The sequence below is a fragment of the Collinsella tanakaei YIT 12063 genome (assembly GCF_000225705.1).
Classification (GTDB): domain Bacteria; phylum Actinomycetota; class Coriobacteriia; order Coriobacteriales; family Coriobacteriaceae; genus Collinsella; species Collinsella tanakaei.
The window spans coordinates 99153-116361 of sequence record NZ_JH126474.1; the positions used below are offsets into that span (position 1 = coordinate 99153).

Annotated in this window: 13 protein-coding genes; 11 read left to right on the forward strand and 2 right to left on the reverse strand. The window is 59.6% G+C overall.

The genetic code is table 11. The annotated features are described in order from the left end of the window. From HMPREF9452_RS10315 to HMPREF9452_RS10325, 3 genes are all read left to right on the forward strand, one after another. Positions 1-229: hypothetical protein (locus tag HMPREF9452_RS10315; protein WP_009142077.1), on the forward strand; the 229-nt coding region annotated here is incomplete at its 5' end. 2 nt (positions 230-231) lie between these two features. Then, positions 232-1326, forward strand: coding sequence for a hydrogenase large subunit (locus HMPREF9452_RS10320; RefSeq protein WP_009142078.1), 1095 nt, complete (start codon positions 232-234; stop codon positions 1324-1326). Positions 1327-1332: 6 nt separating this feature from the next. Next, a complete protein-coding gene (locus HMPREF9452_RS10325) occupies positions 1333-1908 on the forward strand; it encodes a 4Fe-4S binding protein (protein ID WP_009142079.1) in 576 nt (191 codons plus the stop codon). 626 nt (positions 1909-2534) lie between these two features. On the opposite strand, the gene HMPREF9452_RS10330 is transcribed toward HMPREF9452_RS10325, so the two are convergent. Further along, the gene (locus HMPREF9452_RS10330; RefSeq protein ID WP_009142080.1) at positions 2535-6218 is read right to left on the reverse strand and encodes a LamG-like jellyroll fold domain-containing protein; all 3684 of its coding nucleotides are present in this window, start codon (positions 6216-6218) and stop codon (positions 2535-2537) included. Between the two features lie 216 nt (positions 6219-6434). On the opposite strand from HMPREF9452_RS10330, the gene HMPREF9452_RS10335 reads away from it, so the two are divergent. The 8 genes from HMPREF9452_RS10335 (at position 6435) to HMPREF9452_RS10375 (ending at position 16740) form a co-directional block, all read left to right on the forward strand. After that, complete coding sequence (locus HMPREF9452_RS10335) at positions 6435-7658, forward strand: DUF362 domain-containing protein (protein WP_009142081.1); 1224 nt, start codon at positions 6435-6437, stop codon at positions 7656-7658. Between the two features lie 495 nt (positions 7659-8153). Further along, the gene (locus HMPREF9452_RS10340) at positions 8154-9014 is read left to right on the forward strand and encodes a DUF3990 domain-containing protein (protein ID WP_009142082.1); all 861 of its coding nucleotides are present in this window, start codon (positions 8154-8156) and stop codon (positions 9012-9014) included. A 766-nt stretch (positions 9015-9780) separates the two neighbouring features. After that, the gene (trhA, locus tag HMPREF9452_RS10350; RefSeq protein ID WP_009142084.1) at positions 9781-10824 is read left to right on the forward strand and encodes a PAQR family membrane homeostasis protein TrhA; all 1044 of its coding nucleotides are present in this window, start codon (positions 9781-9783) and stop codon (positions 10822-10824) included. 157 nt (positions 10825-10981) lie between these two features. Next, positions 10982-12415 carry a hemolysin family protein gene (locus HMPREF9452_RS10355; protein WP_009142085.1) on the forward strand — a complete coding sequence of 478 codons (1434 nt, stop codon included), beginning with the start codon at positions 10982-10984 and terminating at the stop codon, positions 12413-12415. Between the two features lie 15 nt (positions 12416-12430). Beyond that, the gene (locus HMPREF9452_RS10360; protein ID WP_009142086.1) at positions 12431-13099 is read left to right on the forward strand and encodes a hypothetical protein; all 669 of its coding nucleotides are present in this window, start codon (positions 12431-12433) and stop codon (positions 13097-13099) included. Positions 13100-13905: 806 nt separating this feature from the next. After that, the gene (locus HMPREF9452_RS10365) at positions 13906-14292 is read left to right on the forward strand and encodes a YtxH domain-containing protein (RefSeq protein WP_009142087.1); all 387 of its coding nucleotides are present in this window, start codon (positions 13906-13908) and stop codon (positions 14290-14292) included. Next, positions 14293-15282 carry a hypothetical protein gene (locus tag HMPREF9452_RS10370; protein WP_009142088.1) on the forward strand — a complete coding sequence of 330 codons (990 nt, stop codon included), beginning with the start codon at positions 14293-14295 and terminating at the stop codon, positions 15280-15282. A 60-nt stretch (positions 15283-15342) separates the two neighbouring features. Beyond that, the gene (locus HMPREF9452_RS10375; RefSeq protein ID WP_009142089.1) at positions 15343-16740 is read left to right on the forward strand and encodes a polysaccharide deacetylase family protein; all 1398 of its coding nucleotides are present in this window, start codon (positions 15343-15345) and stop codon (positions 16738-16740) included. A gap of 241 nt (positions 16741-16981) precedes the next feature. Here the strand turns inward: HMPREF9452_RS10375 and HMPREF9452_RS12235 are convergent. Beyond that, positions 16982-17209: hypothetical protein (locus HMPREF9452_RS12235; protein ID WP_040363014.1), on the reverse strand; the 228-nt coding region annotated here is incomplete at its 5' end.

The window sequence follows — 17209 nt, forward strand, 5'->3', positions numbered from 1 at the left end:
CGCCGCCGTGAACGCAGCCGTGCCTGTCGCGGCGTCTGGCGAACCGCGCGCTGCCGAGCGCGCCGCCGCCCCGGCATCGCCCGAGGACCGCACCGCGAAGATGGAGGCAAAGCTCGCCGCTATGGATCCCGAGAAAGCCGCGAAGATTCGCGCCGCGCTTGCGGCCAAGGGCGTTAAGACCGCGCCCGCAGATTCCTCGTCCAAAGACAATAAGAAGGAGGGGGAGTAAGCATGGCGACACGTACCATTTTGCCCTTTGGCCCCCAGCACCCCGTGCTGCCCGAGCCCGTGCATCTTGACCTGGTGGTCGAGGACGAGCACGTGGTGGAGGCGATTCCCCAGATTGGTTTTGTGCACCGCGGACTTGAGAAGCTGGTTGAGAAGCGAGACTACAACCAGTTCATCTACGTTGCCGAGCGCGTGTGCGGCATCTGCAGCTTTGGCCACGGCTACGGCTACGCCAGCGCCACGGAGAAGCTGCTTGGCATAGAGGTCCCGCGCCGCGCGGAGTACCTGCGTGGTATTTTGCAGGAGCTGTCGCGCATCCACTCTCATCTGCTGTGGCTGGGCCTGCTGGCGGACGGTTTTGGCTTTGAGAGCTTGTTCAACCATTGCTGGCGCCTGCGCGAGACCATCTTGGACATCTTCCAGGAGACGTGCGGCGGCCGCATCATCCTTTCCATCTGCATGGTGGGAGGCATGTCGCACGATATCGACGACGCGCTGCTTCGCCGTGTGTGCGAGAAGCTGGACGAGCTTAAGGTCGAGTACCGCGAGGTGGTCAACACCATGCTGCACGACGATTCGGTGCGCAGCCGTTTGTGCGGCGTTGGCCATATCAGCTTTGAGGACGCGCTGGACCTGTCTATGGTGGGTCCGTTCGCCAAGGGTTCCGGCATCGAGCACGATATGCGCACCACCGGCTTTGGCGCCTACGGCGACCTGGAACACTTTGAGCCCATCATCGCCACCGAGGGCGATTGCTACGCGCGTTGCAAGGTCCGTTGCGAGGAGGTTTTCCAGTCCATCGAGATCATCAAGGAACTGGTGGCCAAGATCCCGCACGATGGCATTGGCGAGGCGCCGCTTGTCAAAGTGAAGCCCGGCGAGGGAACCCGTGCGCATGTGCTGATCGAGCAGCCCCGCGGCGAGGCGTTCTATTACGTTGCCGGCAACGGCACCAAGTACCTGGAGCGTTTCCGCCTGCGCACGCCCACGTCGCAGAACCTGGGCGGCATGGTGCGCGCGCTGCAGGGCGTGGACGTGGCCGACGTGCCCATGATCATCCTGACCATCGACCCCTGCATCAGCTGCACGGAAAGGTAGGACGACGTGGGTGGATTCAAACTGGGAAAGATGACGCTGCGCTCGCTGTTTAGCAAGCCTGCGACCGTTCAGTATCCGTTCGAGAAGCGCGAGCCGTATCCCGCTATGCGCGGACACGTGGTGAACGATATAGACGAGTGCATCCTGTGCGGTTTGTGCACGCGTGCCTGCCCGGTTCAGGCGTTGGCGGTGAACCGCAAGGAGGGCACGTGGACCATCAATCCGTACCGCTGCATCCAGTGCGGATACTGCATCAGGGAGTGCCCACGCGACTCTCTATCAATGGGGCTGACTCCGCCCGAGGCGTCCGCGCATGTCGAGGCGATCGTGATGCACAAGGAAATGGACGAGGCTCCCGCTCCCGCCAAGGGCGCTGCGAAGGCTGCCGCTGGCGAGCGCGCCATCAAGGCGGAAAGGGGCACCGGCGCGCCAGCGCGACCCAAGGTGAAGCTGACGACCGAGCAGGAGGCCCGCGTGGCTGCTGCCCGCGCTGCCAAAGAGGCGAAGAAGAAAGCTGAGGCGGAGGCTGCCGCTGCCTCTGCGGGCGACGGTGCTGCCGCTGCGGGCGATGCCGCGGAGTAGCCTGCCGGCGCGCTTTGGTTTGGATTTGCAGGCTGCCGGCGCACGCTTTGTCCGCGCGTAAGAACTTTCGAAGGGGATGGTTTCACGTTGAACCATTCCCTTTTTCTTTGACCTGCGGTTTTTAGATAACTTTATGCACGCGTTTTGGGGCGCGAAAAACCGTTCTCGTTCGGGATGGTCAATGAGGGCCACGAGGCGGGTAAAGGCCCGCTCTCGAAATGGCTGGGCGGCTCCCAAAGCACCTTCTGGTGAGGGCGGACGGCGCTTTGGCTGACGATACGGCAAAGCAACGCGGTGCGAAGCGAGGTGAATTCGTTAGATATTACACTGATGTCCACGAACATTAATGACGAGTGTCCATGCGAATGATTGTTTGACCAAACCGGCAAATGTATAAGCTCTCGCTTACCCGCCTCGTGGCCCTCAGTGACCATTGTGGTTGAGGGCGACTTTATGGGGACAGTTGAACTGAATGGTTTGAGAGGATGGGGGGGCGCGGGCCCCTAGGTGCTGATCACTGCAGGCTTGGCTTTCGATAGAAATGGTCCGTGCCCGCGTTCTTGTGGGGCGCGGGCACGGACCCATTGCTTTACTTTGAAAAGATTCGGTTGGCTTTATAGCTTTCGCTAGACGATGAGGTCATCGTCGCTATCGTCCGGATCGATGTCGAGGACATTTGGCTTGGCATCATTGCGGCGGGAGAGAAGCTTTCCCAGTCCCAACGCCGAGCCTCCAAGCAGCGCTGTGATGCCGGCGAGAAGCCCGCTGGTATCACCTGTTTGTGGAAGCGAGGGAGAGGAGGGTTTGGAAGAAGCTTCGTTGCCGCCTTCAGAACCGCTGGTCACGTTGTTGCCGGGCGAGCTGCCGCCGGTACCGTCGATGCCCGAATTGTCGTTGCTCGAGTTGCCGTTGCCGCCAGATTCACCATTGTTGGTTCCGCTGGAGGATCCGCTACCAGAGCCGTCTCCCGGCTTGCCGGTTGCTCCTCCGTTGCCATGATCGGCGTTGCCGGAATTGTTGCCAGTGCTGCCGCCTGTATCTGGAGTGTTGCCGCCGTCGCCGCCAGTAGACCCGCTTCCAGATCCGTTTCCAGAATCGTTGCCCGATCCGCCGCCGGTGGAGCCGCCCTCTTGCCCGTCTGCCTGGAATGACCAGGCTCCGCTCACAAGGGTGTTGGTTTCGATGGTGAAGCCGTCTTTGTGGTCCCAGCCCGTAAAGGTCCAGGTCCCATCAACACCGTCTTTGGTGCCGGTGACCTGTTCGTTTACTGCAGGCGAGGTGGCAAGCGTCACGATATCGCCTGATTTGTACGATTTCTCATCAACCGGGAGCACGGCATCGTCAGGGGCGACATCGTCTTTCCATGCGTAGGTAACGCTGAAGGCCTCGCTGTTGCCAGAGGGGAGAAGGGCCTGGGTCGCAAGCAGTTTGATCTCTTTGTTGGATGGGGCCTTGGTCAGAATGCGCGCGCTGGCGATTTTGCCGCCGCTTCGAGCAAAGAGCTGCGCACCGCCTCCGGAGTACACATCGGCGCCAATGTAGAATACGTGCTCGGACTCACCGGGGACTTTAAGGCCGCCGGACGCCTCGAGCTCCTCGACCAGTTTGCCGTCGATATACATGCGAACGGTCGACCCCGTGTACACGCCCATGGCGTGGTGCCACACGCCCGGTGTAATTGCACCGGCGGGTTTGGGGGTTCCGGAGCCTTTGGAGTTGAACCAAAATGCCATTTTGCCCTTGGTCGCGTTGTTGCCCGCGATTTCCAAGCCGCAGCCAGAGGATTGCTGGTTTGAGAAGAAACACTGGTCAGAGTCGAGGTCGGTCGCCATAAAAACGCATTCAAGGGCGTGCTCGTTGCCAAGGTAGACATAGTCGTTTGCGGTTATTGGGAAACCAAACGCATGCTTGCCATCACAGGCGAAAACGTTCTTTTTCAGCACGTCGTCGTAAACAATGGTGGCGCCAGTGCTTACGTCGCTATAAAGCGACCGGCCGGAGGCTTGAACAACCTGAGAGGCGTCCTCAACGTTAAAGTCAACGTTCAAGAGCTCCGCGGGAGCGGGGGCGATTTTGCTGGCGGCGTATGCCGTGGCAACCTGTTCTGCGCTCATGGCATAGGGGAGAAGTCGGGCAAGTGCTACGCGCGTGCCTTTGACGGCGCAATATTCGGTTTCGCCTGAGCTTGAGGTGTCGCTGCATACGTAATATCGCGTGGGGGCGGGGACGGTCATACGTCCGGCGGATTCCTGCGCCATCTTTTTACCGTTGACATAGAGCGTTATGTTCTTGCCGTCGTAAGTTGCTACAGCGTGAACCCATTCGCCCGTTTTAACGGGGGTATTCAAAATGCGTTTGGCGGATTCATTGTTGTAGTAGAACTCCAAATTGCCTTTCTCAACCTCAAAGCCAGCGCCGGCGTATTGCTGGTTGGAAAAAAGACATTGGTCTATCTGGTTGTTTGCAAGCTTGAAAAAGCATTCGTGCGTGGACGATGACGTGAATGTATCGTACTCGTCGGTCGAAAGTAGGTACCCCCATCCTGTCTCGCCCTGGGTTTCAACAACCGGGTGGCCAAGATCCGCATCGTCGACCAGCCGCATGCCTGCGTTAAAGTTGGCGATGTGGCCCATGGCGTCTTCGGCGTTGCCAGTGCGGTAGTCGATGTCTAGGATTGCGCGTGGGCGCTCCGGTGCGGTCGAAGTGGTAAACGCGGCAGATACTAGGGCGGATGAGGTTGAGTTGGGGGCGGCTTCGTTGTTGCCGGGCCAGGACCCTGATCCCTCGCAGCCCGCCTCTTTGCTCCAAGACGTTTGCGCATATACGCTTACGGTGTAGGAAGTCTCTGGAGACAGGCCCTTAAAGTTAACCTTCCATGAATCGCGGATGTGTCCCGCGGGACGATAATAGTCGTTAAAGATTCGCTTGGTAATGCTAGAGCCATCGGTTGCCTGTGCAACAATCTTGTACTCGTGCACCATGTCGAGGCCGCTCGGGGATCCAGGCTGTGCTGGGGGAAAGCTCACCGTGGCGGAAGTTTCGCCCACGTTGTCGATGGTAACGGTGGCGTCGGGTGCAAATACGGGTGCGGCGGTGGACTGACGTGCAGAGGTGTACCTCCAGGTCCGCGTGTCCGAGAGGTTGCCCTTCGAACTTACCATGCTGGGCACGTCGATTACCCATGGCTCGTAGAGGTAAACCGTGCCCTCTCCCTCCACTTTGCTGCGAACAAGGGAGAGGCGGTGGCACTTAACGGTTCCGTTATCCATAACGTCTAGAATGATGCACTGCGATGCTTCTGGAATGGTCTTGCCCTGGGTGTAGGCGGCCGAAGACTGCGGAGGCACAGAAGCGCTGTTGCCGGTATCGGGGTCGACCTTGCCGGTCTCGTTCTCGTAATATGCGCCGATGGTGGAGTCTTGAATGGCGGTAAAGCCCAGGTCCTGGCTGATGGATCGCTCGTCTTCAAGGGTTGCATGGCTGTGGCCGGAGACCTGGATGAGGTTTGGGTAGTCGGCCATGAGTTTTACAAGGTCCTTGCTTTCGCCTTGGCCAAAGTTTCCGTGCCATTCGGGCGAGGTGTAGGAGCTTCCCCTAATCTGATGGTGGGTGAGCAGCAGGAACGGATCGCTGCTACCGGCGATCACGGTATCCAGTTGTTGTTTAAACCAGTCATAGTTGCCGCGATAGTCTCCATCGCCCGAGCTTTTTACGGGACCCATGGTAATCACCTTGACGCCGTTGACGTCAAGGACTTTGTTCGCTTCCTGGCCGGTGTACTTCTTGAAGCGCGCGGGCGCTGTCTCGACGCCGGGGGAGTATGTTTCATGGTTACCCTGGCACAGGATCATCTTGGTGTGACCGGCGCCGCCACTATATCCGGTATTGTGTTCGATGTCGTTGACCAGCTGCATCAGATGCTCGTACTGTTCGGTTTTGCCGTAGTCCGTAACATCGCCTACCAGGCAGAACGCATCAAGCTGCGGATCGAGATTGTAGATGGTGTCAAAAGCGAATTGCAGCTTCTTGTCGGCGTCGCGCCCTTCGGTGCCTCCGATGCCGGACTGAATGTGTAAATCGCTGCCAATCAGGAACCTGGCTTTAACGCCTTCGCGTGACAGCCCCGTTTCTTGAGCCCAGGCAATGTTGGGGGAAAGGGATCCGGTGGCCACAAGGCCTAGCCCGGCAGTCATGGCAAGTTTGAGAAGGCCGCGGCGTTCAATGCAGCGGTTTTGCCCGCCCGCAGATTGGGCGTTGTCCATTAGGTTGTGCGCATCGGTGTGCTGCTGCGCGTCGATGTGGCTATCCACAAGGTCCTCCCATCGTGTCTGGTTGTAGACAGTGGGCAATTGTGCTGGACGGGGGTTATAGGACTGTTGCTGCCTCGTCAGCGATGCGTCAGCTCATGGCTGGCTTGTAAGGTCTCGTGCATTCCTAAACCCCCACTACAACGCTTGCGTTTGAGCGGACTTCAAGTCGTACAATCTAGATACACCATTGAATGCCTGTGTGAAAGGGAGGGCCTCATGGCCAATGCCACCGCAACTGACGCTGCAACCAACGTCGACGCTCCTGCTAAGGTTTACTTCACCAACCTGCGCACGCACGGTCGCGAGAGCCAGCTGGACAAGCTCAAGCGCCTCATCAAGCGCGCCGGCATAGAGCAGATCGACTTCGAGAACAAGTTCGTTGCCATCAAGATCCACTTTGGCGAGCTGGGCAACCTGTCCTTCCTGCGCCCCAATTACGCGCGCGCCGTGGTAGACGTGGTCAAGGAGCTGGGCGGCAAGCCCTTCCTCACGGACTGCAACACGCTTTACGTAGGCAGCCGCAAAAACGCGCTGGAGCATATCGATTGCGCATACCAAAACGGCTTCACCCCGTATGCCACCGGCTGCCACATCATCATCGCCGACGGCCTCAAGGGCACGGACGAGACCCTGGTCCCGGTCAAGAACGGCGAGTACGTGCAGGAGGCCAAGATTGGCCACGCCCTCATGGATGCCGACATCGTCATCTCGCTCACCCACTTCAAAGGCCACGAGCAGGCGGGCTTTGGCGGCTGCATGAAAAACCTTGGCATGGGTGGCGGCAGCCGCGCCGGCAAGATGGAGCAGCATGCAGCCGGTAGGCCTAGCGTGGACGAGGACAAGTGCATCGGTTGCCATGCCTGCGAGCGCATCTGCGCGCACGGCGCCGTGAGCTTCCCTACCACTCGCGAGCGCACGCTTAAGAGCGGCAAGGTTGTCGAGACGCCCGTTGCCTATATCGATCACGACCGCTGCCTGGGCTGCGGTCGTTGCATTGGCGCGTGCAACCAAGACGCCGTCAAGCCGGGTTACGATGCCGCGGTCGACGTGCTCAACTACAAGATCGCCGAGTACACGCAGGCCATCGTTCAGGATCGCCCGCAGTTCCACATTTCGCTGGCTATGGACGTAAGCCCCAACTGCGATTGTCATCCCGAAAACGATACGCCCATCGTGCCGGATATGGGCATGTTCGCAAGTTTCGACCCCGTCGCGATCGACCAGGCCTGCATCGACATGGCGCTGCAGATGCCCGCTATGCCCAACACCGAGCTTACGGAGATGCGCGACAAGCTCGAGGCCGCCGGCGGCGTGCCTGAGCGTTGCCAGCACGACCACTTCAACATGACGCATCCGGACACCAACTGGCGCTCCATGATCGAGCATGGTGAGAAGATTGGCCTTGGTACCAGCAAGTATGAGCTGATCGAGGTCAAGTAGCCGCGTGTCCTCCGCGCAGCGGCGACGTGCTTATAAATCTTTCAAGGGCGGGCGTCTTAACCGGCGTTCGCTCTTTTTGCTGCCACGTGAAGGTGGGCTAGCTGTTTGTCCGAAAAGGCCCCCGCCTGCAATTTGGGTACCGCAACGTACACCTTCTTGTCTTCTTTTGTACGCATGGGCGCCCGGTTTGATATTGGGTGCCCGCGCGTACAGATAAACTGCCACATGTGTACGTAACGGCACCCAGATAAACGCTCGGTGCCCCGGCGTGCATACGCACCGCCACAGATGTGCGCTCCGGCACCGAGTACGCCTTTGGATGCCGAAGTGTACAAAGGAGTGCGTCAATCATTGAAGCTGCGGAAGCCGGCATTTCACTTGGATTCAAGTGCGGTAAAACTTCTCTATAACACGCGTTACAGAGAAGTTTGAATTGCCAATAATATGATGTAAACTTCTCTGTAACAGACGTTACAGAGAAGTTTGGTGAGAGTGATGGATGAGTATCATGTTGTTGAAGATGCTGAACTAATTCGCGAGCTGCTGGGATTAACTGCCAACCAGTTTGAAAAAGCAACGGGCGTCACGCGTATGGCTCTTTATCGCTGGGCTTCTGGCGAATCTGTTCCCAATGAAGAAAGCTTGGCTGCGTTGTATGATTTCGCATACAGCAAGGGCATACGCCTTAATAAAATCAAAGCTCAACTCTATTGTGAAGAGCATGACGCGCAAGGACACGTCGCGCTTTTTCACGGCTCAAAAAACGGTCTGATTGGCAAGCCGTCTCTTAAGTATGGAAGAGACAATTGCGACTTCGGTCGTGGGTTTTATTGTGGCACCCGTCTCGAGCAACCGGCGATGTTTGTGTCGGAGTTTGAGGGCGCATCACTGTATATGTGCGATTTCAATCCTATAGGTCTCAATATTGTCGAGTTTAAAGTTGAGCGTGATTGGATGCTGGCAGTTTCTTTGTTCAGGGGAAAGCTCGCTGATTATCGTGGACATGCGATCGTAGAGAGCTTGAGGTCGAGGATCGAGCGGGCTGATTGCGTTATTGCGCCAATAGCTGACAACCGGATGTTTGAAATCATCGACAGCTTCGCTGAAGGGGAAATGACAGATGTTCAATGCAGACATTGCCTGTCGGCAACAGACCTGGGAAGCCAATACGTCATCAAAACAGACAAGGCGCTTAGGGCGCTAGAGGTCGTCGAGCATTGTTACTTGAGTTCGCAAGAGAAGCACGACTATTTAACGGAGAAGTCGAACGTCTCACGTATCGGCAGGGACAAAGTAAAGGCAGCACGTAGGCAGTATAGAAATGAAGGAGTGTATATAGAGGAGCTGCTGGGATGAGGGAATTTGACGCAGACGGCCTTTTGGTTTGCAGGTACCAGGCATCTATATTTGAGCGGTCGCTCATAAAAACGGAATGCGGATCCGCGGTATTTATTCGTAGGTTCATGAATTCGGACGTGGCTGCCCACCTTGATATGTCTACGTTTGCCAATGAGGCGACGGCACCCGATGAGGCATTCGATTTGATCGACAAACAATACGGGCCCTCGACATATGGCAGTGAACGATACTCGGCGGACGAGCTTTATTGGATGGGCTATCTGTATCGCTACTGGGCGTATGTCTACGGAACCAGGAGCTCTAACATCTACAAGAAGATTGGTGCGCGGGACCTGCGGACCCTATATCCTGCTTATCACACGTTGGATCCTGCACAGGCGATTGAGCGTATTGCGGAGGCAAGGGGGTTCTCGTTGGCCCCTTTAACGTTGGACGAGCAAGTGGAGTTGCTAAGGCGAATCCGCGCGAAACACGCCAGGCGCAGGATCGCTTAGAACGTCGTCGCCTTATTGGCCGGTTGGAATCGTGCATATCCAGGCGACGGGGCAAGCTCCAATTGCGTTTTAGGAGTTCAAGCTATTTTTAGCTTTTCAAGCTTCATTTAGTTTTTCAAGCAAAGCGCCGCCGAGCTCGTCGCGGGCGCCAGAGTAAACGACAGGTAAAGAACGCCCCCAAATGGACGCAGAAACGGTGCATCATTCTGCCTTTTTAGGCAGTTCTGCTATAGTATGCAAAAACGATTTTTGGAGGAATCACAGCTCACATGCCAGATTCGAGTGACAGTCCCAAGCCGCGGGCAAATACCGCGGCGTCCCCCGTATCATCATCCGGGTCCGCAGCGGCGGGTCCGGCCTGCAGCGATGGCTGTGCAGACCCCTGCATTGATGAACTGAATACCAGCGAAAACGGTGCGTCTTTGGACGAGGACCCCTTGCAGCCCGCCGTCGCCGGCGACGCTAACGAGCCCAGCGACACCCGCGGCGCCGCCTGCAACGACACCGCTGCCCCAGACGTCCTCGCAGACACTCGCGACCTGCTTAACGCCGCCCGCGACCAGGGCGTGTCCCAAGACGTGCGCGACGCCGCCATGGCAGCCGCCGCAAATGCCGCATCCAAGGCAGCCAAGACCGCCGCGGCTCGCGAGCTCGAGAAAGCGAAGGCGCATGACGGCATTCCGCACTACACCGTGGGCGAGGAGATCTTCAACTCCGTCACGCACGGCGTAGGCGTGCTGCTGGGTATCGCCGCGCTGGTGCTGCTGATAGTCAAGGCAGCCGTGGCGCCCGCGCACCCCGCGTCGATGGCGGCGGGCATTGTCTACGGCATCACCATCATCTTGGAGTACCTGTTCTCCACCCTGTACCACGCAATCCCTGCGCGCGGAGCCAAGCTGGTGTTCCGTGTTTTCGATCACAGCGGCATCTACCTGCTCATCGCCGGCAGCTACACGCCGTTTTTGCTGGTGACACTGGCGGATTACGGCGGCTTCCCCATGTTTGTGGCGATATGGGCCCTCGCCATCGCCGGCATCCTGTTCGAGCTCATTGGGCGCGAACGCCAGCCCAAATGGGTCACCATCCTCATCTACCTCATCATGGGGTGGCTGGTGGTGTTCCGTTTGCCGCAGCTGCTTCACGCGCTCAACCCCATTGGCATTGGCCTGCTGCTCGCCGGCGGCCTGTGCTATACCGCGGGCACTGCGTTCTACGTGGCCAAACGCATCCGCTACATGCATAGCGTATGGCACCTGTGGGTGCTGGCGGGAAGCGTGCTTCATTTTATGGCGGTGATTCTCTTCGTTATCTAGCGACTCTGCCGTTACGTTTCGCCTCGGCCGCGCCGCCGCGCAACCGGCGACGGGCTCCGGCACCCCGTGTCCGCACTCGTTTCGATGCGCCCCGCGCGGTCAGCGCCCGGCGCACCCCTTGTTTGCAACCGCTCTTTTGGAGGTTTAACTCGTCCCCATGGACATAACCATCAGTATTCTCACCACCATCGTCCTTACCGTAGTCAACGGCTTCTTCTCCATGTCGGAGATGGCGCTCACCACGGCCAAGCGCGCCGTGCTGGACCATGAGGCGGAAGAGGGCGACCGCCGCGCCAAGCGCGCCAGCGAGCTTGCGGCCGACTCGGGTAACTTCCTGGCGACCATTCAGGTGGCTATCACGCTGGTGGGCTTCGCATCGTCCGCGGTGGCGTCTACCAACCTGTCCGACCCGCTGGCAGGCTGGCTGTGCAGCTTTGGCATCGAGCCGCTCAGCATGGTTGCGCGCGGCCTTTCGCCCGTGCTGATCACGCTGGCGGTCTCCTACCTGTCCATTGTGGTGGGCGAGCTGGTGCCCAAGCGCATCGCTTTGGCCGACGCCGAGGGTATGGCGAAGCGCGTGGCCCAGCCGCTGACCGTGTTCCAAAAGATCGCCCGTCCGCTGGTGTGGTTCACCCAGGCTTCCGCTAACGGCTTGGCCCGCCTTATGCGCATCAAGAGCGGCGACGACCGCCAGAACGTGTCCGAAGAAGAGATCAAGTACATGATCAACGAGCAGGACACGCTGTTGGACGAGGAGAAGCGCATCATCCACGAGGTTATGGACCTGGGCGACGCCGTGGCCCGCGAGGTCATGGTGCCTCGCGTCGACGTCACCATGGTGGAGGATGACCGCACCATCGCCGACGTGCTGACCCTTATGCGCCAGACCGGCTTTAGCCGCATGCCCGTCTACAAGGACGACCCGGACGACATCGCCGGCATCGCCCACATCAAGGACCTTATTGGCCTGGCCCTGGACGGCAAGGGCGACGAGCCCGTCCGCGAGCACCTGCGCGACGCGACCTTTGTTCCGGACACCAAGGACATCCTGCCCCTGCTTTCCGAGATGCAGACCGCCCATGACCAGATTGTGGTTGTTGTGGACGAGTACGGCGGCACCGCCGGCATCATTACGGTCGAGGACATCGTCGAGGAGATCGTGGGCGAGATCGAGGACGAGTTCGACCCGGATAACAAGTACCTCACGCGCCTGTCCCGCCGCGAGTGGCTGGTGGACGGCCGCTTCTCTTGCGATGACGCGGAGGAGCTGGGCTGGCCCATCGAGGAGAGCGACGACTACGAGACCGTCGCCGGCTGGATTTTGGATCTGTGTGATTCCGTGCCGGATATCGGTGAGGTCTTTGAGGTCGATGGGTACAAGTTCAAAGTGCAGTCCATGCGCGGCCAGCGCATCTCGCTGATTCGCGTTATCGCTCCGGCGCCGGAACCCAAGCCGGAGGAGCTGCAGGACGAGGAGAAGGACAAGAGGGCTGACAAGAAGGGCGCCGCCAAGGGCGATAAACCCGAGAAAGCCTCCACGCCCATCAAATACGTTCTGCGCTCCAAGCAGGATAAGCACGAGGACGAGTAGAAACGGAAAAAGAGCATGGCAGACCTGTTCAACATCATGAAGATCACGGTGGGCGCGGACAAGCTTACCGCGCGCGTGCTGGTAAACCCGGGCATGCCCGTTCGCACGTCTGAGGACATCGAGGCGACCGCCCGCGTGTACTATCTGGCTCCGGCTATCGCCATGCATACCTGCCTGGGCGATGCGGGCGAGCATTTTCAGGATTGCATGAGCGACACCGAGGTGGCCCACCTGCTGGAGCATCTTACGGTTGAGATTTTGAACGAGACGGGCCTTGCCGGCGACGTGGTAAGCGGACGCACCAAGCCCAATCCGGATGACCCGCGCCTGTTCGATATCGAGCTCTCTTGCGTGGACGATGCCCTTACCGTGGGCGCCTTGTCTTCTGCAACGTTCATGATGCAGTGGGCGTTCTTGCATCCGGATCAGGTGGCCCCGGACTTCCCCGGTACCGTGGTCGCCCTGCGCAACCTTATGCTTCGCCTGCGCGGCGAGGAGCCGGAGGAGTTTACGCCCCAGGCAGATGAGGGCGCGCAGTACGTGGGCGACGAGCTGCCGTATGAGGCCGAGTCCGCCGTGGTCGACACCGAGGGCGCCCGCGCCGCGGTGAACGAGCTGGGTAGCGAGGTGCTGTTTGGAGGAGCCGCCGAGGACATGTGGCAAGGCGGCGAGCAGCAGCAGTAGTTTCGCTGGCCGAGGCAGTCGTCAGCGGGATGGCGGCAGTATCTGCGGCAGCGGCGGTCCAATAGCAGAATAACGCGGCTGGCGGTTGCGTGCGGCGGCGGGCAGATGTCCGCAGCAGCTCGCGATCGCCAGCCGTTTTTGCCAGTCGTTTTTTTGTTTGCGCATAAAGAAGGGGCCGACGGCAACCGGCCCCTCTAACCAATAATACCTTGCGCCGCCCGTGACGTTTTAACCAAGTGCGGGCTTCGCTGGTACTATTTTGATTGTACCCTTTGAACTGGCAATTCTTGCTTCTTTTTATATGAAATGCGCACGCAAGCGGCACGCGCGGCACGGTATGTGAGCCACGGTCACATGGCACTCTATTCCCGCTTGTCGTGCGAAGTGGAGAAATGGTCCTCTGTAATACATGTATTACAGAGGACCATTAATAACAGCAGAAGTGGTTGCTTCTAATACCTCTGTTGAGATTGGTATTAAAGGACGCCACTTTTTCGAGAAAAAGTGGTTCAAGATAATACAAGTCCCAAGATCGGTATTATCTCGTGCCACTTTGGCGGTTTAAAACGGTCCAAAGTAATACCTGACGATAAAGCGCCGCACGCACGGTCCCGCCCGCCCGCTGCAACGTGGCCGCGCGCACGCGTCCACCCGCGCCATCCCGCGCTGTGTCCCGCCCCCGCAACCCAACCTGCGTCCATATGGGTGAAGACAACGGCAAGCGGGTATAATAGACGATTAACTACGCGAATTGCGTACCAACACATATTTGTGCATACCGCTCGACTCTTGGGAGGGAACCTAACATGGGTAAAGGTCTTGGATTTGTAGCAGGTGCCGTCTTTGGCGCCGCCGCCGGTACGATCATCGGCATCCTGGTCGCCCCGCGCTCCGGTGCGGAGACGCGCGCCATGGCAGCGGATATGGCTAACGACGCGTGGGATTCCGCGCGCGACATGTATGAGCAGGGCGTCGACCAGGCTCGCGCTGCCGCCACGGACTTTGGCCCCATGATGGACGCCAAGACCGACGAGCTGCGCGCCAAGGTTGACCTTGCCCGCGAGCGCATGGATCAGCTCCGCGAGTCCCTCAACGAGGCCATCGCCGGCGGCAGCGTCACCCCCGCCGCCGATGTTGTGGTCGAGACCGCCGCGGGCGTGGCTCCGGCAGCCGAGGGTCCTGCAGAGGCGTAAATGCTGGTAGGAACCCTTCAGGGCGTCCGTGTTTGGCTTGCAAAGCCCAAGGGCAAGCAGGACAAGAAGGACGGGCGCCCAACTAGCTCAAAATATCTTGGCAAGGTCCACCTTCCGGTGTTCACGCCCAACGGGCAGCGGATCGTCGGCTTCATGGTCAAGCAGCCGGATATCGCCGGCATGATCAAACAGCCTGACCGCTTTGTCGCCCTTGATGCGTTCGCGGTGGACGATGGCGGCGACCTGCTGGTCGCAGACGTTCGCGAGTCTTTTGACGCTGCGGCGGCAAAGCGCTTGGGCATCGACCTGGACGCCTGCATCATCTGGACCGGCATGGACGTGCAGACCAAGTCCGGCACCAAGCTGGGCTACTGCGCGGACGCCTCGTTCAACTACCGCACCGGCGCGGTCGACATGTTCAAGCTCACACCCAGCGGAGCCTCCAGCGCGCTGATCGGCTACCTTGAGATGCCCGCCAGCTACCTGGTGGGTTACGCCAAGGGCGCTATGGTGGTTAAGGACGAGGCTTCGCAGCTGGAGTTTTCCGGCGGCGCGGCGGCCAAGGCCGCAGAGGCTTCGGTCAAGGCAAGCGAGGGCGTCAAAAAGGGCGCTAAGGTTTTGGACGAGAAAGGCTCGGAAGCGGTCGAGAAGGGCAGCCATGCCCTGGGTCGTCAGATTGGCAAGACCGCGGGCGCGTTCAAGGAGTTCTCGTCCGAATACAAGAAGGCGGCCGGGACCCCGGCCAAGAAGGCGCCTGCGAGCTCCGCGGCGAGCGCCAAGACGGGTGCCAAGGCTGGCGCTGCGTCTGCCAAGCCGGCCAAGAAGGCGTCGTCCGGATCCAGAGCGCGCGCCGTGGGCAAGCAGCTGGGCCGCGCGGGCGGTATGTTCTCCGCGTTTGCTAGCGAGTTCAAAAAAGCGGCCGGTACGGACACGGGCTCAAAATCCAGCTCTAAAACGGGCGCCAAGAAGAAACCGAGCACCGGCAAATAGGCGCCGGCACGTAATAATCACGGGGCCGCGTGCGGCCGCGGGACGGAATAGGGAACACCATTGCTTAACTACACCATCTCCTACTCCACCAAAAAGAAGCCGCATTATCGGCGCAACAACACAGACTTTTTGCCGGGCGGTCGCCGTCGCCAGCAGCGCAAGCCGGGGGTGCAGTACCTCAACCATTCGCAAGGGTTTGGCAGGCGCGGTGGCCGAGGCGGGCGCGGTATGGGCACCAACAACTCGCGCAAGCCGTACGCGTTCATCGCGGTGGGCTGCGCGTTTTTGTTCTTTGTGGCCAGCATCATCTGGTACGCCAACCGCGAGGTCGACATCACGCTCAACGGTGCGGACGCCAAAGCGCGCATCAACTCGTCCATAGAGCAACTTATAGAAGACCAGCAGCTTGAGCCCACGCCGGGCAATCTGCTGGCGGTGGACGATTCCGTGCTTAAAAAAGAGGGCGGCGAGCGCGTGTCGGTCAAGCTCAACGGCAAGCGTGTCAGCGCAAATGACCTGGAGCAGACCAAGCTGCAGCCGGGTGACAAGGTAGAGGTCGATAACGGCTGCGACTTCTATGAGGAGCACGATGTGCAGGCCACGGAGATCGCGCCCACGCTGACCGTAGAGGGCCGCGGTGCCATCAAGTACGTCAAGACGTGGGGCGTGCCCGGTCGCAGCGAGATCTGGGTGGGCAAGCAATCCGGCATCACGGCGGACAAGGGCGTGGTGCAAGAAGTGGTGAACTGCGAGGTGGTGTGCCGCTCCGTCTCCCCGGATGCCAAGGGTAAGAAGTACGTCGCGCTCACATTTGACGAGGGGCCCAGCGAGAACACCCAGCAGATTGTTAAGATCCTGCAGGAAAAGAGCGTGGGCGCCACGTTCTTCCTCTCTGGCGACATGGTTAAAAAGTATCCGGACTCGGTCAAGGCGATAGCGCAGGCCGGGTTTGATATTGGCTCCAACACCTACAGCGACACGGACCTCTCCGGCGTTTCCGGCGATGACCTGCGCAGCCAGATCAGCCGCGGCTTCGATGCCATCTCCAAGGCGTCGGATACATCGACCGCGCTGCTGCGCCCGCCCTACGGATCCTTTACCCAGGAGAATTGGGCCCAGGCCATGGACCTGGTGAGCGCAGTGGTGACATGGAACATCGATTCCGGCGACTGGACGCTGCCCGGCGTGCAGGCCGTGGCGGACACGGTGGTGGGCTCCGTCTCCAACGGCAACATCGTGCTGCTGACCGACAACGCGTCCACGTCTTCCCAAACGGTCGAGGCGCTGCCGCTGATCATCGACCAGCTGCAGGCCGCAGGCTATGAGCTGCTATCGCTGAGCGATCTCATTAAGACGGACGAGGATTTGGCCGAGGAGCTTAAGAGCCTTACCAAGGTAAACATGCCCAAGGACGCTGCGCTGCCGCAGATTGCCGCCGATGGCGGTAACAGCGAGTAGCGACGGGCAGGCCGGCGCTGCGGTGCGGGAGGCAATGCGCGCGGGGCGCCGCGGGTCGAGTGCGTGCCCTGAGCCCATACCTTGAGCGCGTGCCCTGGACGCGACCGCCTGCCTGCCGCCGTCTGCCGACCGCATCCGCGCAAAATGACATTGGTTACACAACAACTTGACTCTTTAGTCATAATCACCCCTGAGGCCCATTGTGTCCGCGCGATGGGTCAAGATGAATGCGAAATGAAACTCAAACGCACGGCTCCATCGAGAGGCGATCATCGTGGAACAGGGACAGCAGAACAAGCCAGGAACAACCGGCCAGCATCCGCATTTTAGGCCGGCTCCCCATCAGCAACATCAACAGCATCAGCCGCATCAGGCGCAGCGGGCCCCGCATTCGGCCGCGCATCAGCGGGCCGCGCAGTCCCCGCATGTGACGCCGCCGCGCCCCGCGACCACGCGCCGGCGCGCCGCC